Annotated in this window: 23 protein-coding genes; 13 read left to right on the top strand and 10 right to left on the bottom strand. The window is 70.2% G+C overall.

Translation table 11 applies throughout. The annotated features are described in order from the left end of the window. Window positions 1-5: 5 nt before the first annotated feature. Window positions 6-1,253: a TIGR03618 family F420-dependent PPOX class oxidoreductase gene (locus IU476_RS10355; protein WP_195098987.1), complete on the bottom strand. Its 1,248-nt coding sequence runs from the start codon at window positions 1,251-1,253 to the stop codon at window positions 6-8. A 60-nt stretch (window positions 1,254-1,313) separates the two neighbouring features. Further along, window positions 1,314-1,886, bottom strand: coding sequence for a TetR/AcrR family transcriptional regulator (locus tag IU476_RS10350; protein WP_195098986.1), 573 nt, complete (start codon window positions 1,884-1,886; stop codon window positions 1,314-1,316). A gap of 72 nt (window positions 1,887-1,958) precedes the next feature. On the opposite strand from IU476_RS10350, the gene IU476_RS10345 reads away from it, so the two are divergent. Continuing rightward, window positions 1,959-2,849, top strand: a complete 891-nt coding sequence (locus IU476_RS10345; RefSeq protein ID WP_195098985.1) for an SDR family oxidoreductase — start codon at window positions 1,959-1,961, stop codon at window positions 2,847-2,849. Window positions 2,850-2,869: 20 nt separating this feature from the next. Here the strand turns inward: IU476_RS10345 and IU476_RS10340 are convergent, their stop codons facing one another. The 3 genes from IU476_RS10340 to IU476_RS10330 are packed head-to-tail and all read right to left on the bottom strand — an operon-like array spanning window position 2,870 to window position 5,361. Continuing rightward, window positions 2,870-3,211 (bottom strand): 4Fe-4S dicluster domain-containing protein, encoded by a 342-nt coding sequence (locus tag IU476_RS10340; protein WP_195098984.1) that lies wholly within the window; start codon window positions 3,209-3,211, stop codon window positions 2,870-2,872. Further along, entirely contained in the window at window positions 3,208-4,803 is a 1,596-nt protein-coding gene (locus tag IU476_RS10335) for an FAD-binding protein (RefSeq protein WP_195098983.1), read from the bottom strand. Before IU476_RS10335 ends, IU476_RS10340 begins: the two co-directional genes overlap by 4 nt. A gap of 36 nt (window positions 4,804-4,839) precedes the next feature. Continuing rightward, window positions 4,840-5,361, bottom strand: a complete 522-nt coding sequence (locus IU476_RS10330) for a TauD/TfdA dioxygenase family protein (protein WP_195098982.1) — start codon at window positions 5,359-5,361, stop codon at window positions 4,840-4,842. Window positions 5,362-5,594: 233 nt separating this feature from the next. Here IU476_RS10330 and IU476_RS10325 point away from each other — a divergent pair, with 233 nt between their 5' ends. From IU476_RS10325 to IU476_RS10315, 3 genes are read left to right on the top strand one after another with little or no spacing between them, the layout of a single operon-like run. Continuing rightward, window positions 5,595-5,753, top strand: coding sequence for a hypothetical protein (locus IU476_RS10325; RefSeq protein ID WP_195098978.1), 159 nt, complete (start codon window positions 5,595-5,597; stop codon window positions 5,751-5,753). A 33-nt stretch (window positions 5,754-5,786) separates the two neighbouring features. Further along, the gene (locus IU476_RS10320) at window positions 5,787-6,224 is read left to right on the top strand and encodes an ATP-binding protein (RefSeq protein WP_195098977.1); all 438 of its coding nucleotides are present in this window, start codon (window positions 5,787-5,789) and stop codon (window positions 6,222-6,224) included. Further along, window positions 6,214-7,017: an RNA polymerase sigma factor SigF gene (locus IU476_RS10315; protein ID WP_195098976.1), complete on the top strand. Its 804-nt coding sequence runs from the start codon at window positions 6,214-6,216 to the stop codon at window positions 7,015-7,017. Before IU476_RS10320 ends, IU476_RS10315 begins: the two co-directional genes overlap by 11 nt. Before the next feature lie 7 nt (window positions 7,018-7,024). Here IU476_RS10315 and IU476_RS10310 read toward each other — a convergent pair whose 3' ends face one another. Continuing rightward, window positions 7,025-7,420, bottom strand: coding sequence for an STAS domain-containing protein (locus IU476_RS10310; protein WP_324193987.1), 396 nt, complete (start codon window positions 7,418-7,420; stop codon window positions 7,025-7,027). A gap of 130 nt (window positions 7,421-7,550) precedes the next feature. Here IU476_RS10310 and IU476_RS10305 point away from each other — a divergent pair, with 130 nt between their 5' ends. After that, the gene (locus IU476_RS10305; RefSeq protein ID WP_195098975.1) at window positions 7,551-8,255 is read left to right on the top strand and encodes a TetR/AcrR family transcriptional regulator; all 705 of its coding nucleotides are present in this window, start codon (window positions 7,551-7,553) and stop codon (window positions 8,253-8,255) included. A gap of 2 nt (window positions 8,256-8,257) precedes the next feature. On the opposite strand, the gene IU476_RS10300 is transcribed toward IU476_RS10305, so the two are convergent. The 3 genes from IU476_RS10300 to IU476_RS10290 are packed head-to-tail and all read right to left on the bottom strand — an operon-like array spanning window position 8,258 to window position 11,600. Continuing rightward, window positions 8,258-8,722 (bottom strand): response regulator, encoded by a 465-nt coding sequence (locus IU476_RS10300; protein WP_195098974.1) that lies wholly within the window; start codon window positions 8,720-8,722, stop codon window positions 8,258-8,260. Beyond that, window positions 8,719-10,344 (bottom strand): sensor histidine kinase, encoded by a 1,626-nt coding sequence (locus tag IU476_RS10295; RefSeq protein WP_195098973.1) that lies wholly within the window; start codon window positions 10,342-10,344, stop codon window positions 8,719-8,721. The genes IU476_RS10300 and IU476_RS10295 overlap by 4 nt, the downstream gene beginning before the upstream one ends. Further along, on the bottom strand, window positions 10,341-11,600 hold the full coding sequence (locus IU476_RS10290) for a PP2C family protein-serine/threonine phosphatase (protein WP_195098972.1): 1,260 nt from the start codon (window positions 11,598-11,600) through the stop codon (window positions 10,341-10,343). The genes IU476_RS10295 and IU476_RS10290 overlap by 4 nt, the downstream gene beginning before the upstream one ends. A 227-nt stretch (window positions 11,601-11,827) precedes the next feature. Here IU476_RS10290 and IU476_RS10285 point away from each other — a divergent pair, with 227 nt between their 5' ends. Continuing rightward, entirely contained in the window at window positions 11,828-12,226 is a 399-nt protein-coding gene (locus IU476_RS10285) for an ATP-binding protein (protein WP_195098971.1), read from the top strand. A gap of 26 nt (window positions 12,227-12,252) precedes the next feature. On the opposite strand, the gene IU476_RS10280 is transcribed toward IU476_RS10285, so the two are convergent. After that, on the bottom strand, window positions 12,253-13,158 hold the full coding sequence (locus IU476_RS10280; RefSeq protein ID WP_195098970.1) for a LysR substrate-binding domain-containing protein: 906 nt from the start codon (window positions 13,156-13,158) through the stop codon (window positions 12,253-12,255). Window positions 13,159-13,547: 389 nt separating this feature from the next. Here IU476_RS10280 and IU476_RS10275 point away from each other — a divergent pair, with 389 nt between their 5' ends. From IU476_RS10275 to IU476_RS10245, 7 genes are all read left to right on the top strand, one after another. Then, window positions 13,548-14,333 carry an IclR family transcriptional regulator gene (locus tag IU476_RS10275; protein WP_195098969.1) on the top strand — a complete coding sequence of 262 codons (786 nt, stop codon included), beginning with the start codon at window positions 13,548-13,550 and terminating at the stop codon, window positions 14,331-14,333. Window positions 14,334-14,619: 286 nt separating this feature from the next. Next, window positions 14,620-15,702, top strand: coding sequence for an ABC transporter substrate-binding protein (locus tag IU476_RS10270; protein ID WP_195098967.1), 1,083 nt, complete (start codon window positions 14,620-14,622; stop codon window positions 15,700-15,702). Continuing rightward, window positions 15,699-16,541: an ABC transporter ATP-binding protein gene (locus tag IU476_RS10265; protein ID WP_195098965.1), complete on the top strand. Its 843-nt coding sequence runs from the start codon at window positions 15,699-15,701 to the stop codon at window positions 16,539-16,541. The genes IU476_RS10270 and IU476_RS10265 overlap by 4 nt, the downstream gene beginning before the upstream one ends. Then, window positions 16,534-17,424 (top strand): ABC transporter permease, encoded by an 891-nt coding sequence (locus IU476_RS10260; RefSeq protein WP_195098963.1) that lies wholly within the window; start codon window positions 16,534-16,536, stop codon window positions 17,422-17,424. Before IU476_RS10265 ends, IU476_RS10260 begins: the two co-directional genes overlap by 8 nt. A gap of 13 nt (window positions 17,425-17,437) precedes the next feature. Beyond that, window positions 17,438-18,778, top strand: a complete 1,341-nt coding sequence (locus IU476_RS10255; protein ID WP_195098961.1) for an LLM class flavin-dependent oxidoreductase — start codon at window positions 17,438-17,440, stop codon at window positions 18,776-18,778. Window positions 18,779-18,851: 73 nt separating this feature from the next. Beyond that, entirely contained in the window at window positions 18,852-19,718 is an 867-nt protein-coding gene (locus tag IU476_RS10250) for a cyclopropane mycolic acid synthase family methyltransferase (RefSeq protein ID WP_195098959.1), read from the top strand. Window positions 19,719-19,886: 168 nt separating this feature from the next. After that, on the top strand, window positions 19,887-20,279 hold the full coding sequence (locus IU476_RS10245) for an AMP-binding protein (protein WP_195098957.1): 393 nt from the start codon (window positions 19,887-19,889) through the stop codon (window positions 20,277-20,279). Window positions 20,280-20,300: the final 21 nt, after the last annotated feature.

Raw genomic sequence — 20,300 nt, 5'->3', positions numbered from 1 at the left:
GCGAGTTACAGGCGGCCGACCACACGCTGCGGGGTGACGCGGACGGTCACCATGTCGAGGTGTTCGTTCAGGGCCGCGGCTTCGGGGTTGTGGTCGGCGTATTTCTGCCCGGTGTATTTCAGGGCGAGGCGATCGCGCAGGTCTTGTGCCCCTTCGGTTTCGAGGGTCGCGGTGCCGTGGACGGCGGCGTAGGTGTAGGGCGCTTCCGGCGGGCTGAGCAGCACGCTCACCCGGGGGTCGCGGCGCAGGTTGCGCTCCTTGCGGCTGCCCGCGGCGACGGCGAACAGCACGTCGTCGCCGTCGCGCAGCACCCACACCACCGACTGGTGCGGGCCGCCGTCGGGCTGCACGGTCGCCACCGTGGCGAAGACCGGGCTGTCGAGGACCTGGCGCAGCCGGTCCGGGGCGACGCCGGGTGCGGCCGGCTGGAGCGCGCCGAGCAGCCGCACCGTCTCGGTGTGCAGGCGGTCGGCTGCCTCGGTGTCGAAGGCGGGGCCGTGCACGTCCAGTGGCTGCCCCCGCACGATCGCGGTGAGGGGTGCGGCGGGCGGGTCGTCGAGTACGCGCAGGATCGGCACGACGGCCTCGTCCACCGATTGCGCTGTGCGGCGCAGCTTTTCGATCTCCGCGGTCATTCGCTCGTCGTAGTCCCCGGACAGGGCGGTGTTCACCACTCCCGGGTGCAGCAGCACGTAGCGCACCTTCGCCGCCGCCCGCCGCCGCGCGAACCGCACACCGAGCAGGTCGTTGAGCTGACCGCCCTGCGTGAGCGCGCGCATCCCGTCGTAGTCGCGGGCACCGCCCAGATCGTCCCAGCGGATCGCGCCCGTGCCGCTGCCCGGCCCCGCCACATTGACGATCACCGGACGCTCGGCCCGGTCCAGCAGGTCGACCAGGCCGTAGCAGAGGACGAATCGGCTCAGATAGAACAGCGCGAAGGTGTACTCGAACCCTTCGTCGGTGACCAGTCGCTCGGACCGGAAGTGCCGGGCGAACAGCAGCAGCGCGTCGAGCGAGTCGAATCGCGCGCGGATCTCGCCGACGGCCGCCCGCGTGGCGGCGACCGAACTCAACTCCGCCGCAACGAAATGCGCGCGCTCCGCCCCACCCAGGGCACCGGCCGCCGCGAGGAACGCCCGCCCCTTCGCCGGGTCACGCCCCACCACCACGACTTCGTCGCCCCGCCCCACCCGTTCCAGCGCGACCGCACGCCCCATCCCGTCGGTACCGCCCACGACCACAATTCGGCTCATGCGCCAAATTTAACCCATGAGTTCAATTTTGTCGCCATACAAGTAAAGATGACCGAACGATCAGGCACGTAACCCGTTCAGGGTGAGGGTGATAAGCCGTTCGGCCTGCTCGGCACCGGCGTGCTCGCGAGTCCACGCCGCGGCGTTGACGAGGGTGAACACGTCGGCGGCGGTGACGTCGGACCCGATGGCCGCCGCCTCCCCCGCGCGGGCGACCAGCTCTTCGCCGATCGCGTTCATCCGCCGGCAGGACTCGTGCAGTTCGCTGCCGCCGTCGTCGAGGCTCTGCACGAGGACGACCGCCAGCCCGCGATAGGTGGCCGCGTGCTCGACCACCGAACGCACCCAGTCGGCCACGGCATCGAGGGTGGGCGGTGCGGCGAGCAGACGGTCACCGTGCGCGAAGAGCGCCTCGTTGCGTTCGGCCAGCAGCGCCGCGATGAGCGCGCGGCGCGTGGGGAAATGCCCGTAGAGCGTGCCGATGCCCACCCCGGCCCGCCGTGCCACGTGCTCCAGCGGAGCGTCGGCGCCACCCGCGCCGAAGACCTCCTCGGCCGCCGCCAGCAGCGCCGCGCGGTTGCGGCGCGCGTCGGCGCGCGGACGCCTGCGAGTCGGAGTTTCGCTCTCACCCATCACGAACCCTTCTAAGTCGAGGCACCCTCGAGTTATATTTCGAGGGTGCCTCGATTTTAGAAGGAGTAGGCGATGATCCTGGTCACGGGTGCCACCGGCACCATCGGACGTCATCTGGTGCGCGAGCTGCGGCACCGGGACCTGCCGTTCCGCGCGTTGGTGCGCGATCCCGCGCGCGGGCGGTCGCTGGACTGCGAATTCGTGGTCGGCGATTTCGACGATCCCGGCTCGATCGACGCCGCGCTGTCGGGGGCGGACGACGTGTTCCTGTGTTCACCGGGCGCGGTACCGACTACGGGGCCGCAGCCGATGATCGCGCGGGAGACCACCGTGCTCGACGCGGCGGTGCGGGCGGGGGTCCGGCGGGTGGTGAAGGTGTCGGTGTGGCACGCGCGCGTCGGCGGGCTGCTGGCGGAAGGCGCGCACGGCGAGATCGAAGCGCGGCTCGAGGCGTCCGGGCTGGACTGGTCGATCCTGCAGCCGAGCGGCTACATGCAGAACTTCCGCACCGGCGCGGGCACTTTCACCAGCGACGGCGACCTGCTGGGCGCCTACGGGCAGGCTCGCGTGTCCTACATCGACTGCGCCGACATCGCCGCCGTGGCCGCCGCCCTGCTCGGCACGGAGCGCGGCGGCCGGCAACGGTACGTGCTGACCGGCCCCGAAGCGCTCACGCACGCCGAGATCGCGGCGCAGCTGTCCGAGGCGCTCGGCAGGCCGGTGCGATACCTCGACCTGTCCCCGAAGGACTTCGCGGACAAGCTGATCGGCCAGGGCCTCCCCGCCGCCTTCGCCACGGACGTGGCAGCGCTCTACGCCGAGGTGGCGACGGGCACCCTCGCCGCCACCACCTCGACCGTCCGGGACCTCACCGGCCGCCCACCCACCACCTTTGCCGACTTCCTGCGCCGTGAGCGAGATTTGTTGCCGCAGTGGACAGGACGGACGGACGCACCGCGGTAAGCGAGATCCGGTGCGGCGGATCAGCTTTCGGTGAGCCGGGGTGGGAGCGTGCCGTGGGGCAGGGTGGGGCCGAGGGCTACCAGGCTGCCGGGTCTGCGGCCGCGGCCCCAGCCGAGTTTTTCGCGGTAGCGGCCGATGTGTTCCTCGGGGATGGTGTCGTGGGCGGACAGGGGCGTCGCGTCCGGGGCGACGTACAGTGCGTCGGCGGGGCAGTACGCCTCGCACATGAAGCACGTCTGGCAGTCGGATTGCCTTGCGATGAGCGGGATTCCGGAGTTCGTGCGGTCGAAGACGTTGGTGGGGCACACGTCGACGCACTTGTCGCAGCCGATGCAGTCGCCGGCCCGCAGCAGTTCGATCACGAGGCCACCGCCAGGGCGCTGTTGTCCGCGGGCGCGGTCGCCGTCCACACCTCGTCGAGGCCGCCGGACAGGATGTGGTGGTGCTGGGCGGGATCCAGGCCGGGATAGTCGGCACGCTTGCTCATCCCGCGAGTCTCGGTGCGCCGCAGGGCCGACCGATACATGAGCCGGCCGACCGCGGTGATCGCCGCGGCTTGCCGGGCACGGATCCGTTCGTCGCCGGTCGCTCCGCCCAGTCCCGCGGCGGCGTTGTGCCACAACAGGTCCAGCGCCGCCAGCGCGGGGCGGATCCGATCACCGTGGCGCAGATAGTTCTTCTCGAACGGGATCAGCTCGCTCTGCGCGGCCGCCAGCACATCCGCGGCGGACAGTCGCACCGCGCCCGCCGGTCGCAATCCCGTGCGCCCGGCACCGCGCAGGCCCGTGTGCTCCGGCCGCCCGGACCGCAGCGCGAAGCGAGCCGCGCCGCCGCCGGCCCACGTTCCCGACGACATCGCCCACGCCGAATTATGGCTGCCGCCACCGGTGAATCCACCGCAGATGCGTTCGCGCGTCGCGGCGTCACCCGCGGCGTACAGGCCGGGCACCGTGGTGGCGCAGTCCTCGTCCACGACGTCGATGCCGCCGGTCCCGCGCACGGTGCCTTCGGCGAGCAGGTCGACCTCGAACCGGTCGGTGAACGGGTCGACGCCGCGGCGATCGAACTGCAGGAAGAAGTTCGGCTGCCCCAGCCGCATCTGCGCCCGCACGGTGGCGTCCGCCCGGTCCAGCTGCGCGAACACCTTCTCCGACAACAGGGTTCGCGCGATGACCGAGCGCCCCTTCGTCGATCCCGCGCCCTCGAGCACGCGGCCGTCCTCATGGAAGAAGGTGGCGTACCCGTAGTAGGCGGTCTTGGTGATGGTGGCGCCCTTCGGCACGATCGCGTAGGCGTTGGAGAACTCCATCCCGGAGAAGCTCGCGCCCACCTCGGCGGCCATCAGGGCGCCGTCCCCGGTGTCGACGTTGGTGCCCAGCGCCCGCGAGAGGAAGGCACAGCCGCCGCTGGCGAGCACCACCGCACCGGCGGCGACGCGATAGTCGCGATCGGCCTGCCGCTGGTGACCCGCCGCGCCGCGCACCACGCCGTCGGCGTCGACCAGCAGCTCCAGCGCGGGGGAATGATCCAGGATCCGCACGCCGGACCGCTGCACCCAGGCCCGCATCCGGCGCATGTACTCCGGGCCCTGCACGCCGGTGCGGACCTGCCGCCCGGTGGCCGGGTCGACGGGGAACGGGTAACGCCCTTCCGTCGCAAGGCGTTCCATGTTGACGTAGGTCTGGTCGAGGACCCGGTCCATCCACCGGTGGTCGGCGAGATAGCCGCCCAGCGCCTCCCGCCCGGCCTTCGCCCGCGCGCGGGCGGCCGGATCGGGGGCGACGTACCAGACTCCGGTACCCGCGGGCGCGGTCGCGCCGCTGGTCCCGCAGTAGCCCTTGTCGACCAGGATCACCTCGGCGCCCGCCGCCCGGGCGTGGATCGCCGCCCAGCAGGCGGCCGGGCCGCCGCCGATCACCAGCACATCGGTGGCGGTCTGCCACGTTTCACTCATCGTTCCGCTCCTGACAGGTTTTCCGGGACATGCGCATCAGGAGCCGTAGAACGGCTCGCCCTCGACCGATTCCGAGCGGCGCCCGTCCACGCCCTGCGGGACGTCGCCCTCCAGGGTGACCCGGTACAGCACCCGGTCGTGGCCGAGATGCCCCGCGTCGGGGATGGCCAGGTGCGCGGTGGCCCGGTTGTCCCAGAACGCCACGCTGCCCGGCTGCCAGCGGAATCGGACGGTGTACTCGGCATCGAGGGTGTCCGCGAACTCGCGCACCGGCGCGGGCAGGTTCTCGTAGGCCGCGACGAGATTCGTCCACGCCGTGTCGCCGCCGTAGGGCGGCAGGATGTCGGCGCGGAGAATGGAGAACGACGGCGGATTGATCAGCGCGGTGGCATCGGTGTGCCAGCATTTCAGCAGCGCCCGCCGAATGTCGGCGATCACCGCGTCGGACAGTTCCCCGGCCAGGTCCACACCCGATATCTCGGCGCCGGTATAGCCGGACAGCGGCTGGACCGCGATCGTCGTCTCGGCCGGAACGGCCTGCGCTGCAACGGTTGTCATGATGACCATCCCCTGTTCCTCGGCACGAAGAGCCACCGGTCACGGTACGTCGGGGAGCGCGGCCTGCCACCGATTGCGATCGGCAAGATTGCCTACACGGTCGTTCCAGTACCCCTTAACCCGCACGCCGCCGAAGAACACCTGTTTGAGAATTTTCTCCCTGTCTATGTAGTTCACGACGGTCGACCGGCCGTCGTGAACTACTGCATGGACAGCGTGAAGGAGAGGTCGGCGTGAGTTCGGACCTGACGTGGGTGGTGCCGGTGTCGACGGCGGCGGTCGGCGCGGCCGCGGCGGCCGTGGTCGTGGCGTACTGGCTGTTCGCGGCCGGATACGAGCGCCGGCTCCGGGCGCGGTTCCGCGGGCAGGCCCGGCGCTTGGCCGACCGGTAGTCTCGTACCTCGGAACACGACAGGAGTTCACGAATGGATCTGGGCGACAGTACTTCCCGGCCCCCGGCCCACCCCCGCGGCATCGACGTCCGCGTCCGGGCCGACTTCGAGGAGCTGCCCATGCTGCGCGCGGTGGCCGAGACGGTCGCGCTGTTCGCCGAGTTCGGGATCGACAAGGTCGTCGACCTGCGGCTGGCCGTGGAGGAGGTCGCGACCGCCCTCGTGCAGGACGCCGTCGACGGGTCCGATCTGGACTGCTCGTTCGGTTACGGCGACGGGTCGCTGAGCGTGCGGATGTCGGTCGTCACCGTGACCGACAGCGGGCCCGACCCCACCAGCCTGGGCTGGCACATCGTCTCGACCCTGACCGACGGCCTGGAGACCACCGTCGGCCCCTTCGAGCCCGCACGAAGCGGACACCACACGACTGTCGAATTCAGCTGGACCGCGGCGGCCGTCGATGAGCGGTGAGGCCACCACGCCGCCCGCCCGGCGCAAGCGTGACAGTTACGACGATATCGAGCCGCTGTTCCAGCAGCTCGCCGCGCTCGACCCCGACGATCCGCAGCGCCGGGTGCTGCGCGAGACGATCATCTCCCGCTGCCTGCCGGTGGCCGAGCACATCGCGCGCAAGTTCTCCGGCCGCGGCGAGAGCTTCGAGGACCTGCTGCAGATCGCCCGGGTCGGCCTGATCGCGGCCGTCGACCGGTTCGATCCCCAGTACGGCGCGACCTTCCTCGGCTACGCGGTGCCGACCATCATGGGCGAGGTCCGCCGGCACTTCCGCGACTACACCTGGGCGGTGCGCGTCCCGCGGCGGCTCAAGGAGATCCACGTCAAGCTGGGCCCGGTGACCGACACGCTCACCCACCGGCTGGGCCGCGCGCCCAATGCCCGGGAGATCGCGGAGGAACTCGGCGTCGACATGGCCGAGGTCACCCAGGCACTGATCGCGCGCAACGGGTACCAGGCCAGTTCGCTCGACGCCGCCGAGGAGGGCGACGACGGCTCCGCGGCCGGGTCGTCCCTGCTGGACGCGCTGGGAGCCGAGGAACCGCAGTTCGAGACCGTGGACGACTACCTGGCCGTCAAGCCGCTGCTGGCGGCGCTGTCGGACCACGAGCGCCGGATCCTGTCCATGCGCTTCTACCGCTCGATGACGCAGCAGCAGATCGCCGATCAGCTCGGCTGCTCGCAGATGCACGTGTCGCGGCTGCTGTCGAAGACACTGAAGAAACTGCGGGAGCAGGCGACGCAGGACTGACCGCGGGTCACACCGCGGCCAGCGCCTCGTCCACCGTGGTGCACAGGTTGAGCAGTTCCGTCAGGCCGGTGACCGTGATCGGACGCGCGGTCGCCGGCTTGTCGGCCACCACCCACAGCCGGGCGCCCTCGGGCGCGGACCGGGTGCACGCCGCGAGGGCGGCCAGGCCGGCCGAGGCCAGGAACGTCACCGAGGTCAGGTCGACGATCGTCGCGGGGCTGTCCCCGTCGCTGTTCCACGTGTTCTCGATCGCCTCCCGCAGCGTCGGGGCGGTGATGATGTCGATCTCACCGCTGACCCGCAGCACTGTCGCCTTGCCCGACGCGTCGGCCGCGATACGAATGCGCGTCCCGCTCTCGTGCGCGGACGTTCCCTGATTCGACTCCGGTCCACTCTCAGTCACGGCTGCAGTTTACGTTGTATCCCCGACAGGCGTGCAGCTAGCTCACCTCTCCGCGAATATTGGTCCGTCACCCGTGCAATATCCTGGCCGAGGTCTTGCTTCAACACGCGAGCAACGAGGGGAAGTCCCGGTGGGCGAACACCATGACGACCGTGTGGCCGAACCGGCGCCGGACACGCCCCGCGCGCCGCTCAGCCGCAGGTCGATCCTGGAGCTGGCCATCGACCTCGTCGATCGCGAGGGCTTGAGCAAATTGACCATGCGCCGGCTCGGCGCGGAGTGCGGCGTCGAGGCGATGGCGCTGTACCGCTACGTGCACAGCCGCGAGGACCTGCTCAGCGGCATCGTCGACCACCTCGTCGACGAGTTGCGCACCGACCAGCTCGCCGCCCGCCGCCAGGAGGACGGATGGCAGGACTTCCTGGTCCGGCTCGCGCACGGGGTGCGGCAGATCGCGCTGGACCATCCCGAACTGTTTCCGCTGGTGGCCACGCGGGCCCCCGAGGCGCCGTGGGTCCGGCCGCCGCTGCGCAGCCTGCGGTGGATGGAGACGTTCCTGGACACGTTGCTGTCCTACGGTTTCGACGACGCCGCGGCGGTCGCGGCCTACCGGTCCTACACCACGTTCCTGCTCGGGCAGCTGCTGCTCGAGGTCTCGGCGCGGCAGCCGGGCCCGCCGCTGGGCGACTCGACGCGGACGGACGAGCAGGATCTGTCGGACTACCCGCACCTGCGGCGGCTACAGCCGATGCTGGCGCAGGACCATTCCGTGAGCGAATTCGAGGACGCCCTCGAGGCGCTGCTCGACCGGCTCGAGGGCTTCCTCACCCAGTGAGTTCAGCGCGCCGGGCCGATCTGGTTGGGCAGGCGCGGCAACCGGACGACCTGCACGAAGAATTCGTCGATCTGCTTGATCGCGGCGATGAACTGGTCGAGGTCGACGGGCTTGGTGACGTAGGCGTTCGCGTGCAGCTTGTAGCTGCGCAGGATGTCCTCCTCGGCCGCCGACGTGGTCAGCACCACCACCGGGATGTGGGCGAGTTCGGCGTCGGATTTGATGGTGGCCAGCACCTGGCGGCCGTCGTACTTGGGCAGGTTGAGGTCGAGCAGGATGAGGTCCGGGCGCGGCGCGTCGGCGAACTCGCCGCGGCGGTACAGGAAGTCCAGCGCCTCCTCGCCGTCGCGGGTGACGTGCAGGGTGTTGCCGATCTTGTTGTCCGCGAACGCTTCCCGGGTCATCAGTTCATCGCCCGGATCGTCCTCGACCAGCAGGACGTCGATGGGCTGGCCGGCGATGGTCATGCGGATGCTCCTTCTGCCACGGTCGGCGCGACCGGGTCGGGTTCGGTGAGCGCGGGCAGGGTGAACGACAGCTCGGTGCCCTCGTCGTGGTCGGTGTCGAGCCAGATCCGGCCGCCGTGGTACTCGACGATCTTCTTGCACAGTGCCAATCCGATTCCGGTTCCACCGTATTCGTCGCGGCCGTGCAGCCGCTGGAATATCACGAAGACCTTCTCGCTGAACTCGTCCGGAATGCCGATGCCGTTGTCGGCCACGCGGAACAGCCAGGTCTCGGCGCCGTCCTCGGCCACCTCGCGCTCGCAGCCGATCCGCACGACCGGCGGCCGGTCGGGATGGCGGAATTTGACGGCGTTGCCGATCAGGTTCTGCCACAACATGATCAGCAGGGTCGGGGCGGCGAGCACCTCGGGCAGGTGCGGCGGCCGCTCCACCACCGCGCCCGATTCCTCGATCGCGGCGCCGAGGTTGTCCAGCGCCCGGTCCAGCACGGTGTTCAGGTCGACGACGACCTTGTCCTCACCGAGCCGCCCGACCCGGGAGAAGGTCAGCAGGTCGTTGATGAGGACCTGCATGCGCCGCGCGCCGTCCACCGCGAAGGTGAGGTACTGCAGGCCGCGCTCGTCGAATTTGTCACCGTATCGCTTCTCCAGCAGCTGGCAGAACGACGCCACCTTGCGCAGCGGTTCCTGCAGGTCGTGCGAGGCCACGTAGGCGAACTGCTCGAGTTCGGCGTTGGAGCGCCGCAATTCGATGGCCTGCTCGTCGAGTTCGGCGGCCTGCTGCTGGAGCACCGCCTCCTGCGCGCGCGCCGCGCCGAGCTCGGTGACGATCCGGCGGCGCATCTCCTCCACCGCCTCGGCCACCGTGGCCAGGTCGGCGGGGCCGTGCGCGGTGATGCGGTGGTCGAATTCGCCGCCCGCGACGCGCCTGGTCGACTTTTGCAGGTAGCTCAGCGGGCGCGTGACCAGCCGGCGGATCAGCACCGCCAGGACCACGCCGGCCAGGAGGAAGGCCGCCACCATGCCGGCCAGGATGCTGTCGCGGATCGTGCGGGAGTGCGCGAGTTCGTCGCGGTCGGCGCGGATCGCGGCGGCCAGCGCGTTGCTCTGCTCGTCCGACAGCGCGCGGAGTTGATCGAACGCCGGTTTCCCGGCCGCGACGGCGGCGCGGTCGAGGATCGGCGCGGAATTCGCGGTGACGTTCGCCACCAGCGGGTCGGCGTAGCCGGTGCGCCACCGCAGCGCCGCCTGTTCGACGGCGTCCAGGTCGGCGGCGGGACCCGGCTGGTCGCCGATCAGCTCGCGCAGGCGCTGGGCGGCGCGGGCCTCGTCCTGCCGACCCTGCGCGTACGGCTCGAGGAACTGCGGGTTCGCCGTGAGCGCGTAGCCGCGCACCCCGGTCTCCTGGTCCACGAGCGCGGCTTGCAGCCGGTAGGCCTCGGTGGCGGCGGGCTGGGTGCGGTCGAGCAGGCGGTCGGTGACGTCGCCGGTCTGGTGCAGCAGCCGCGCGCCGATCACGGTGGCGAGGATCACCAGCAGCACCATGCTGGCCAGCACGAGATAGAACCAGCGCTGCACGGTCAGCTTGCCGACGACCGTCCGATCCGTCTCGGGCCGGGTCATCGCGGCTCGTCCGTCGCGTCGTTCCAGCGCAGGTAGACCGCGGCCACGTCGTCGGCCAGGCCGCCGCGCTCCTCGGCCAGCGCCTCGGCGCGGGCGATCAGTTCGTCGACGAAGGCGGCCGGCGCCAGTCCGGCCGCGGCACGTGCGATGTCCAACAGGCCTTCCTCACCCAATCTTTCGTCTCCCGCACCGGTGTGGCCCTCGAACAGGCCGTCGGTGAACAACATCAGTCCGGCGTCGGGCGGCAGCGGCAGGTCGTGCACCGGCCAGTCGAGCCGGCCCGGCAGCAGGCCGAGCGCCGCGCCGCCGGGCACCTCCAGCCACTCGACCGTCCCGGCGGTGTGCCGCAGCAGGCCGGGATGCCCGGCCCGCACCAGCCGCACCGTCGCCCGGTCGGGCGGCAGGGTCACCATGGTCAGCGTCGCGAAGACGTCGTCGCCGGTGCGCTCGGCCAGCAGGACCTGTTCGAGCAGGGGCAGTAATTCGGCACCGGTCGTGCCCGCCAGCACCAGCGTGCGCCAGGCGATGCGCAGCGCGACGCCCAGCGCCGCCTCGTCCGGGCCGTGCCCGCAGACGTCGCCGACGACCGCGTGCACCGCGCCGTCGGCGGACTGGACCACGTCGTAGAAGTCGCCGCCCAGCAGTCCGCTGGACCGGCCGGACCGGTACCGCGAGACCACCTCGAGTTCGCCGCCGTCGCGCAGCAACGGCGTCGGCAGCAGGCCGCGTTCCAGGCGGGCGTTCTCGCGGGCCTGCATCTCCCGGGTGCGCAGTGCGGCCGTCGCGCGCTCGGTCTGCTTGCGCTGGATGGCGTAGCGCACGGCCCGGCCCAGCAGTTCCGGTTCCGTGCGGCCCTTGGCCAGATAGTCCTGGGCGCCGGCGGCGACCGCGGCCAGGCCCGCCTGCTCGTCGGCCAAGCCCGTGAGCACGACCACGGCGACCTCGTCGGCGTACTCCCGCACCCGTGCCAGGCCCTGCAGGCCGTCGGCGTCGGGCAGGTGCAGGTCCAGCAGCACGCAGTCGGGCAGGGTGGCCGAGAGTTGCTGCTCGGCCTCGGCCAGGGTGCGCACCCACAGCAGCCGCAGCCGCGGCGAGGTCTCCGACGCCAGCTCCTCGACCAGGAGCGCGTCGCCCGGATCGTCCTCGACGAGCAACACCAGCGGTTCCTGCACATCCCACACTGTGCCCGCGCCGGCCGACCGAGCGAGAACACCGTCGGTGCCGACGGCGGTCACGCCATGGTCCCGAGAAAGCATCGGCTTACAGTCCTTCCATCGCACAGCGATCCGCCGCCGCCGTGTCCCTAGTCCACGAAGCCGGCGCTCCAGCCGATCCCGACGAGAGGTGCCGTCCGCCGGAGAGTTTACGATGTAAGCGCGCTACCGTGCATAGCGACCGGTGACGCGGGTATTTCGAGGATGTGGCGTTGCGAAACGAGACCCGATCCGGCGGTGCCGCGCCGGGCGGACGGAGGCACGGACGATTGTCGAGCGCGGGCGAGCAACTCTGCTGTCTGGACCTCGACGCGATCACGCCCGCCCAACTGCGCAGCCGACTCCAAGCCCTGCTCGACGGTGACCGCGGCCCGCGAGTCCCCGGCCTCCCGGTAGCCGACGCCATCCAGGTCGCCGACGAACTGGTCAGCAACGCGCTGCGCCACGGCCTCCCCCCGCGCACCTGCACGGTCACCCTCTCCCCCGAGCCCCGCCTCCTCATCGAGGTAACCGACAGCTCCCCCGACCTCCCTCACATCCGCCCCGCCGACGACTCCGGCGGCCTGGGCCTACTCCTGATAGACCAGATGTCCGCCGCCTGGGGCTGCCTCCGCGACGACGACGGCAAAACGGTCTGGGCGGAATTGGTCGCCGATCCCTCCGCTTAGCGAAACCGAGGCCTGAGTGCGGGGAGTCACGAAGCGATCCGCTCCGGACCCGCGACGTTGCGCAGTGCGGAGATGGCCGCCGCTATCGCGGGGCGTTCCAGCGAAGCTTGGCGGTAGGTGACGCCGATTCGGCGGGAGCCGTCGGTGATGGTCGAGGTGATCAGGTGGCGGTGGCGGGTGGGGACCGACATTTCCGGGACGATGGTCACGCCCAGGCCGTGGTCGACCATTTCGGCCATGGCGGCGAAGCTGCCGGCGCGGTGTTCGATCCGCGGGGCGAAACCCGCTTCGCGGCAGGCGAATACAACCGAGACGATGGAGGGTGCGCCGTCGCGGGCGGCGATCCAGTCGGCGTCGCGGACGGCGGCGAGGCCCTGCTGGGCGATTCGCTCGCGCAGCGGCGGCGGGGCCAGCAGCACCAGCGGGTCGCTCACCAGGTACTGCGAGCCGAGGCCGAGCGGCAGATCGCGGGCGCGGAACGAATACGAGTACGTCACAGCGAGATCCACGTCCTGCTGGCGCACGGCCGGCACCGAGTCCACCGGCCTCATGTTCACCAGCCGCACCCGCAGGCCCGGATACTCGGCCCGCAGCCGGGCGGTCGCGGGCAGCGCCAGCTGCGACAGCGCGGTGCGGAAGGTCGCCAGGGTAAGCACGCCGGTGACCGCCGCGTCGGTGGCGGCCACCGCGCTCTCGGCCTCCTCCAGCGCCGCGACGATCCGCGCGGTGTGGTCGACGAGCACGCGACCGGCGTGGGTCAGCCGCAGCACCCGGCCCTCCCGCCTGGTCAGCACCGCGCCGACCTCCTCCTCGAGGATGCGCAGCTGTTGGGACACAGCCGAAGTGGTGATGCCGTGCAGCTCCGACACGGCCGTCATGGTGGTGTGCTCCGCCAGGTCGCGCAACAGGATCAGACGTCGGATGTCGTACATGCCGCCCTCGCTTCGACCACCCCCGCATTCCCATCATGGGCAGCGGCGATCGTCGCGAGAATCCTTACGATCAGAGGGATTCTGTGCAGCCCGCCTGCACGCTCGCGAAAGGCCCGGTGGCCCCGGTCGCGAAGAGTCCCCGGGGCCGTGTATCCGAGCGTGCGTACCGGTTGGTATGCGCCCCAACTCTAGGCAAACTTCGAGCGTCACAGGCGACCCCATTCCCACCAGCGGGAAATCATCGCCTCGGGCGGGTGCCCGACGAGCAGCAATCACACCGCAGCACGAGTCCGCCGACCACGGCTCTGCCTGCGCGCAATCATTGCCGCAGGTCACCGGGTCCGTCATAGTGCGTGCACGTCGATTCTCGGCATGGACGGGAGCTGGATATGGCCACCGAGGAACCACGGTCGGGCGCGCGGGCCGTCGACCGCGCCGTACACGTGCTGAACTGCTTCGAGGGCGAGGATCCCGAGCTGTCGGTCAGTGAGCTGGCGCAGCTGGCGGGGTTGCCGGTGAGCACCACGCACCGGCTCGCGCAGGCGCTGGTGCGGGGACGGCTGCTGGAGCAGGACCCGGCCACCGACCGGTACCGGATCGGGCACGGGCTGGCGTCGCTGGCGCGGCCGGCGATGTCGCGGCTGGGCCTGGATTCCGCCGCGCCGCACCTCTACGCGCTGGCGGCCGGGATCCGGATCACCGTCAGCGTGAGCATGGTGGACGACCGGGACGCGGTCTCGGTGTTCCAGGCCCGGCCGCCGGTCTTCTTCTGCCCCAACCAGGTTCCGCCCGCGCGGCGCCCGTTGCAGCACAGCGCGGTGGGGCACGCGTTGCTCGCGTTCTCCCCCGCGCACACCGTCCTGGAGACCCGCGCCGCCCACACGGACCCCGGTCCCGATCACCTCGGCGCGCTGCACTCGCAGCTGGATCGGGTGCGCCGCAACGGATTCGCCGTCGAGGTCCTCGAGATCGACGACCCGATCCGCGCGGTCGCGGTCCCGATCGTCGGCCCGGACCGGCAGGTGCGGGGCGCGATCGGCGTGCAGGCGCGGTCCGCGCGCCTCGACGAGGAGTTGGTTCGCGGCATCGTGCCCGCCATGCGCGGCATCGCCAACCGCATCGGCCCGCTGTTCCAGGCCGCCGCCGACCTGCCGGTCGAATTCGGCTCACGCTGATTTCCACACTGTGAAAAGGCCGTTGCCGCACCGGACGGGCCTGCACCACCATGTGATCACCGACGATCATTGCCGTTCGAGCATTACTCCGAAGGGTTCCGGAATGATCACTTCCACCCCCCTCACCCGTCGCCGCACGGTCGACTTCGTGCGTACGGCCGAAGGCATCTGTCGCGCCTGAGCTTCCGGCATCGCCGAGCACTTCACCACTTCCCGTTCAGGTAGCCCCTTTTCGCGACCCTCGTCGCCGCGGCGTCCCGGCGCGTATTCAGTGAAAGACCGAGAAATGTTGTCCCAGAAGAGAAGATCCGCACGGTTGCGCCTAGTCGCCGCCGCGCTCGCCCTGCCGTCCGTCGTCGCCCTGCTGGCCGGCTGCGGCAGTTCCGATCCCGGCACCAGCGCGGACGGCAAGGCCGTGCTGCGCTACCAGGGACAGACCGGGCAGGTGGCGCCCTTCGAACTGGCCGCCGACCTCGGCTATTTCGACAAGATCCAACTGCACTGGGAAAGCGACAGCACCAGCGGGCCCGCCAATATCCAGGCCGCCGCCACCCGGCAGATCGAATTCGGCAGCGCCTTCAACGGCGCGGTCGTGAAGCTCATTTCCGGTGGCGCCCAGGTCACCTCGGTGCTCGGTTCGTACGGCGCCGACGAATTGTCCTTCACCGGCTATTTCGTGCGCGACGACGCCGGCATCACCTCCGCCCGCGACCTGATCGGCAAGAAGGTCGGCGTGAACACTCTCGGCGCGCACCACGAATTCATCACCCGCGAATGGCTGCACCGCCAGGGCCTGAGCGAGCAGGAGATCAAGCAGGTGCAGTTCGTGGTGCTGCCCCCGGTGAACACCGAGGACGCGCTGCGCAAGGGCCAGATCGACGTGGCCGCGCTGGGCAGCGTGTTCCGTGACACCGCGGTCGAGCGGGGCGGGCTGCATCCGCTGTTCACCGACAAGGACCTCTTCGGCACCTTCGACTACGGAACCTATGTGTTCCGCGACGACTACATCAAGCAGCATCCCGAAGCCGTGCGCGATTTCGTGCAGGGCACCGCGCGCGCGATCCGCTGGCTCCAGCTCACCCCGCGCGAACAGGTGCTCACCCGATTCGCCGACATCATCCACAAACGCGGCCGCAACGAGAACACCGATCTGCTGAAGTACTGGAAGAGTTCCGGGATTCCCGTGCCGGGCGGCGTCGTCGACGAGCGCGAATTGCAGATCTGGATCGACTGGCTGGTGCGCAACGGGGAACTGCCCGCCGGAAAACTCGCCGCCAAGGACATCTACACGAACAAGGACAACCCCTACGCCAACGGCACCTACGCGCCGACGAGCGGACCGACCGGAGAGGCGGTGGCGGCGAAATGACCGGCACGACAAAGCTTTCGCTGACGGGCGTACGCAAACAGTTCGCCGCCCGCGGCGCGCGGGAGCCGTTCACGGCGCTCGCGGACGTCACCCTGGACCTGCGCGAGGGCGAGTTCCTGGTGCTGGTCGGGCCCAGCGGCTCGGGCAAGTCCACGCTGCTGGACCTGCTCGGCGGGCTCAGCAAGCCCAGCGCCGGGCAGATCCTGTTGGACGGCACGCCGGTGCACGGGCCCGGTCTCGACCGCGGCATCGTGTTCCAGCAGTACGCGCTGCTGCCGTGGCGCACCGCGCGGGCGAACATCGAATTCGGTTTGGAGGCAAAGGGTGTGCGGCGGCGCGAGCGTCGTGAGATCGCCGAGCACTACCTGAACCTGGTCGGGCTGGACGGTTTCGGCGACCGGTACCCGCACGAGCTGTCCGGCGGCATGAAGCAGCGCGTCGCCATCGCCCGCAGCCTGGCCTTCGACCCCGAGGTGCTGCTGATGGACGAACCGTTCGCCGCGCTCGACGCCCAGACCCGGGAATCGTTGCAGGACGAGCTGTTACGCATCTGGCGCACCACCGGCAAGACCATCCTGTTCATCACCCACGGCATCGACGAGGCGGTGTATCTCGGCCAGCGGGTCGCCGTGCTCACCTCGCGGCCCGGCCGGATCAAGGCCGTCGTGGACATCGATCTCGACCGCGACACCGGCGCCGATCTGCGTTCCAGCGAACGGTTCCGGGAGTTCCGGCACCTGATCTGGGAACAGCTGCAAACCGAGGTGAGCCGGGCACAGGGCCTCGAGCGCGCCGCGCTGACCACCACCCACACCGACCGGAGGCCCGCTCATGTCTAGCGCCGTTCGATACGCCGAGCAGCCGATCGACTTCACCGCGACGGTCGCGCCCGGTCCGCCGACCGCCGACACACCCGCGATCGGACCCTCGACCGGAATTCGCTTGCTGCGCAATGTCGCCGGACTGAGCTGGCGGCTGACCAAGCCGCTCGTGGTGATCGCGCTGTTCCTCGCGTTCTGGGAGACCGCGCCGCGGTTCGGCCTGGTGGACGAGGTCTTCCTGCCGCCGTTCTCGGTGGTGCTCGACGCGTTCGCCGAACTGGTCCGCACCGGGCAGATGTGGGAGCACGTCTCGACCAGCCTCACCCGGTCGCTGGTCGGCTTCGCGCTCGCGCTGGTCACCGCCGTGCCGGTGGGTATCGGGATCGCCTGGTACAAGCCGGTGGCCGACTTCCTCAACCCGATCCTCGAGCTGTTCCGCAACACCGCCGCGCTGGCGCTGCTGCCGGTGTTCATCCTGGTGCTCGGCATCGGGGAGACCTCGAAGGTGGCGCTGGTGGTCTACGCCAGCTTCTTCCCGATCCTGCTCAACACCATCACCGGTGTGCGCACGGTGGAGCCGCTGCTGATCAAATCGGCTGTCTCGCTGGGCTTCTCGCCGCTCCGGCTGTTCCAGAAGGTGATTCTGCCCGCGGCGCTGCCGTCGATCTTCACCGGCCTGCGGATGGCGGCCTCGTCGTCGATCCTGGTGCTGATCGCCGCCGAAATGGTCGGCGCCCGTGCGGGTCTCGGCTATCTGATCACCGCGGCACAGCAGAATTTCCAGATTCCGAACATGTACGCCGGCATCCTCGCCATCTCGCTGGTGGGCCTGGCGTTCAACGGGATTCTCGTCACCCTCGAGCGCCGGCTGTCGCGCTGGCGCGTGCGAGCCGACCAGTAAAGGTAGACAACCGATGTCTCGCAAGACATTTCATCTCAACGCGTTCCTCATGGGTGTCGGGCACCACGAGGCGGCGTGGCGGCACCCGCGCACCGAACAGCACCGGGTGCTCGATGTCCGGCACTTCCAGGAGCTGGGCCGGATCGCCGAGCGCGGCAAGCTCGATTCGGTGTTCTTCGCCGACGGGCTGGCGATCGGGCCGCGGATCGAGCGCAACGCGCTGGCGATCTTCGAGCCGATCACGCTGCTCAGCGCGATCGCCACGGCCACGTCGCGGGTCGGCCTCATCGCCACCGCGTCGACCACCTACAACGAGCCGTTCAACCTGGCTCGCAAGTTCACCTCGCTGGACCACATCAGCGGCGGCCGCGCGGGCTGGAACATCGTCACCTCCGGCAACGCGGAGGAGGCCTTCAATTTCGGCTACGACGCCATTCCCGAGCACGCCCGGCGATACCAGCGGGCGCGGGAATTCGTCGACGTCGCGCTGAAACTGTGGGACAGCTGGGAGTCCTCGGCGATCGTGCTCGATCCCGAGACCGGCGTCTTCGCCGACCCCGCCAAGGTGCACACCATCGACCACGCGGGCGAACGGTTCCGGGTGCGCGGCCCGCTCAATGCGCCGCGCAGCCCGCAGGGCCGCCCGCTGCTGGTGCAGGCCGGATCCTCGGAGAGCGGCAAGGAATTCGCGGCCCGCTACGCCGAGGCGGTGTTCACCGCCCAGCGCACGCTCGAGGAGGGGCGGCGGTTCTACCGCGACCTGAAGTCGCGGCTGCCGAAGTACGGGCGCTCGGCGGACGAGCTGCTGGTGCTGCCGGGCCTGGTGCCCTTCATCGCCGACACCACCGCCGAGGCGGTCGCGCTCGAACAGGAATTCACCGACCTCATCTCCCCCGACTACGCGCTGCGCCAGCTGTCCTCGCAACTGGGTGTCGACCTCACCGAGTACGCGCTCGACGCCCCGCTGCCGCCACTGCCGCCGGAGAGCGCCATCGAGGGCGGCAAGAGCCGGTTCACCCTGGTCAAGGAGCTGGCCGAACGCGAGAACCTGACCGTGCGCCAGCTCATCGGCAAGCTCGGCGGCGGCCGCGGCCACCGGACCTTCGCGGGCACGCCCGAGCAGATCGCCGACGAATTGCAGACCTGGTTCGAACACGGCGCGGCCGACGGCTTCAACATCATGCCGCCGTACCTGCCCGGCGGCCTCACCGACTTCGTCGACCGCGTGGTGCCGATCCTGCAGGACCGCGGCCTGTTCCGCACCGAGTACACCGCCAGCACCCTGCGCGGCCACTACGGCCTCGACCCGGTGGAGAGCCGATTCGCCCGGGCGGCCACCCCGCTGGGCGCCTGAGCGCGGGCCCGCCCCGGTGAACCGGGGCGGGCCCCATCGCGTACCTCTGGGTGCCGCCACACGCACAGGGGTGATGACCGTGGCCGAACTCGCGCCGTTCTATCGGGACGTACAAGCGCACTACGACGTGTCCGACGACTTCTACCGGCTGTTTCTGGACCCGTCCATGACCTACAGCTGCGCCTACTTCGAGCGCGAGGGCATGACCCTGGAGCAGGCCCAGCTGGCGAAGATCGACCTGGCGCTCGGCAAGGTCGACCTGCGGCCCGGGATGACGCTGCTGGACATCGGCTGCGGCTGGGGTTCGACGATACAGCGTGCGGCACAACGGCACAGCGCGCGCGTCATCGGATTGACCTTGAGCCGCAACCAGTTCGGTTATGTCACCGCGCAGATCCGCCGCCGCGGGCTGGCGAACGCGCAAGTGCGGCTGCAAGGTTGGGAGGAGTTCCGCCAGCCGGTGGACCGCATCGTCAGCATCGGCGCGTTCGAGCACTTCCGCCGCACCCGCTACGCGGAGTTCTTCCGCCGCTGCCACGGCCTGCTGCCGGACGACGGAAAACTGCTGCTGCACACCATCATCGGCACCCCGCTGGCCGAACTGCGCCGCCGGGACATCCCCGTCACCCGCGAGGACGCCCGCTTCCACGTCTTCGTCAAGCGCTACATCTTCCCGGGCGGACAGCTGCCGCGCCCCGAGGAGGTCACCGAACCGGCCCGCGCGGCCGGATTCGACGTGACCCGCGTGCACTCGCTGCAGCCGCACTACGCCTACACCCTGGACCGGTGGGCGCTGGCGCTGCGCGAGCACCGCGACGAGGCCGTGCGGCTCACCGACGAGCAGACCTACGAGCGCTACGCGCACTACCTCACCGGCTGCGCCGACCGCTTCCGCCGCGGACTGCTCGACGTCATGCAGTTCACGCTGGTGAAGCACTGACCCGATCGCTCGCCGCCACCGAACGCGGCGCCACCTTGGGGTGGACCGAACTCACCCCTTGGATGGCCGCTGCCAGCACTGAGGTCGCTGTCGTAGCGAATCCACAAGGCCGACAGTGGATTCATCACGAAATACGAGCAACCCGGATATCGAGGGGATGAGCGACCCATGACGCAGACCGATCCGACCACCGTGGCCGTCACGACCGAGGACTTCGAGCTGACCTGGACCGATCTGGACCGCTGGTCGAACCGGTTGGCCCGGATGCTGATCCAGCGCGGCGCCCGGCGCGGCGCGCGGATCGCGATGGCGGTCGCCACGCCGATCGAGGCCGCGGTGACGCGCGCGGCAATCACCAAAACCGGTGCGATCCCGGCCCCGGCGGCGGATGATGATTCCACTGTCCGAGCCGACCTCGGCGTCACCACGAGGGCGCAGCGCCGCCACCTCGGTGCGGCCATCGACTGGCTGGTGCTCGACGATCGCTCCACCCTGCTGGGTTACCTGACCGGGTCCGACGCGCCGCTCGGCGACGCCGGCACCGCGAACAAGGCCGCCTGACAACCGAATACCCAGGACCCC

Origin of the sequence: Nocardia blacklockiae, assembly GCF_015477355.1 — a bacterium.
Taxonomy (GTDB): domain Bacteria; phylum Actinomycetota; class Actinomycetes; order Mycobacteriales; family Mycobacteriaceae; genus Nocardia; species Nocardia blacklockiae.
Note: the sequence above shows the minus strand (reverse complement) of the source record. Positions and strands in the feature narration are given on the sequence as shown.

Bases quoted from the DNA above. Each gene is read 5' to 3' on its own strand.
- IU476_RS10355 (WP_195098987.1), bottom strand. From the start codon at position 1,253: ATGAGCCGAATTGTGGTCGTGGGCGGTACCGACGGGATGGGGCGTGCG.
- IU476_RS10350 (WP_195098986.1), bottom strand. From the start codon at position 1,886: ATGGGTGAGAGCGAAACTCCGACTCGCAGGCGTCCGCGCGCCGACGCG.
- IU476_RS10345 (WP_195098985.1), top strand. From the start codon at position 1,959: ATGATCCTGGTCACGGGTGCCACCGGCACCATCGGACGTCATCTGGTG.
- IU476_RS10335 (WP_195098983.1), bottom strand. From the start codon at position 4,803: ATGAGTGAAACGTGGCAGACCGCCACCGATGTGCTGGTGATCGGCGGC.
- IU476_RS10330 (WP_195098982.1), bottom strand. From the start codon at position 5,361: ATGACAACCGTTGCAGCGCAGGCCGTTCCGGCCGAGACGACGATCGCG.
- IU476_RS10320 (WP_195098977.1), top strand. From the start codon at position 5,787: ATGGATCTGGGCGACAGTACTTCCCGGCCCCCGGCCCACCCCCGCGGC.
- IU476_RS10315 (WP_195098976.1), top strand. From the start codon at position 6,214: ATGAGCGGTGAGGCCACCACGCCGCCCGCCCGGCGCAAGCGTGACAGT.
- IU476_RS10300 (WP_195098974.1), bottom strand. From the start codon at position 8,722: ATGACCATCGCCGGCCAGCCCATCGACGTCCTGCTGGTCGAGGACGAT.
- IU476_RS10295 (WP_195098973.1), bottom strand. From the start codon at position 10,344: ATGACCCGGCCCGAGACGGATCGGACGGTCGTCGGCAAGCTGACCGTG.
- IU476_RS10290 (WP_195098972.1), bottom strand. From the start codon at position 11,600: ATGCTTTCTCGGGACCATGGCGTGACCGCCGTCGGCACCGACGGTGTT.
- IU476_RS10280 (WP_195098970.1), bottom strand. From the start codon at position 13,158: ATGTACGACATCCGACGTCTGATCCTGTTGCGCGACCTGGCGGAGCAC.
- IU476_RS10275 (WP_195098969.1), top strand. From the start codon at position 13,548: ATGGCCACCGAGGAACCACGGTCGGGCGCGCGGGCCGTCGACCGCGCC.
- IU476_RS10270 (WP_195098967.1), top strand. From the start codon at position 14,620: ATGTTGTCCCAGAAGAGAAGATCCGCACGGTTGCGCCTAGTCGCCGCC.
- IU476_RS10265 (WP_195098965.1), top strand. From the start codon at position 15,699: ATGACCGGCACGACAAAGCTTTCGCTGACGGGCGTACGCAAACAGTTC.
- IU476_RS10260 (WP_195098963.1), top strand. From the start codon at position 16,534: ATGTCTAGCGCCGTTCGATACGCCGAGCAGCCGATCGACTTCACCGCG.
- IU476_RS10255 (WP_195098961.1), top strand. From the start codon at position 17,438: ATGTCTCGCAAGACATTTCATCTCAACGCGTTCCTCATGGGTGTCGGG.
- IU476_RS10250 (WP_195098959.1), top strand. From the start codon at position 18,852: ATGACCGTGGCCGAACTCGCGCCGTTCTATCGGGACGTACAAGCGCAC.
- IU476_RS10245 (WP_195098957.1), top strand. From the start codon at position 19,887: ATGACGCAGACCGATCCGACCACCGTGGCCGTCACGACCGAGGACTTC.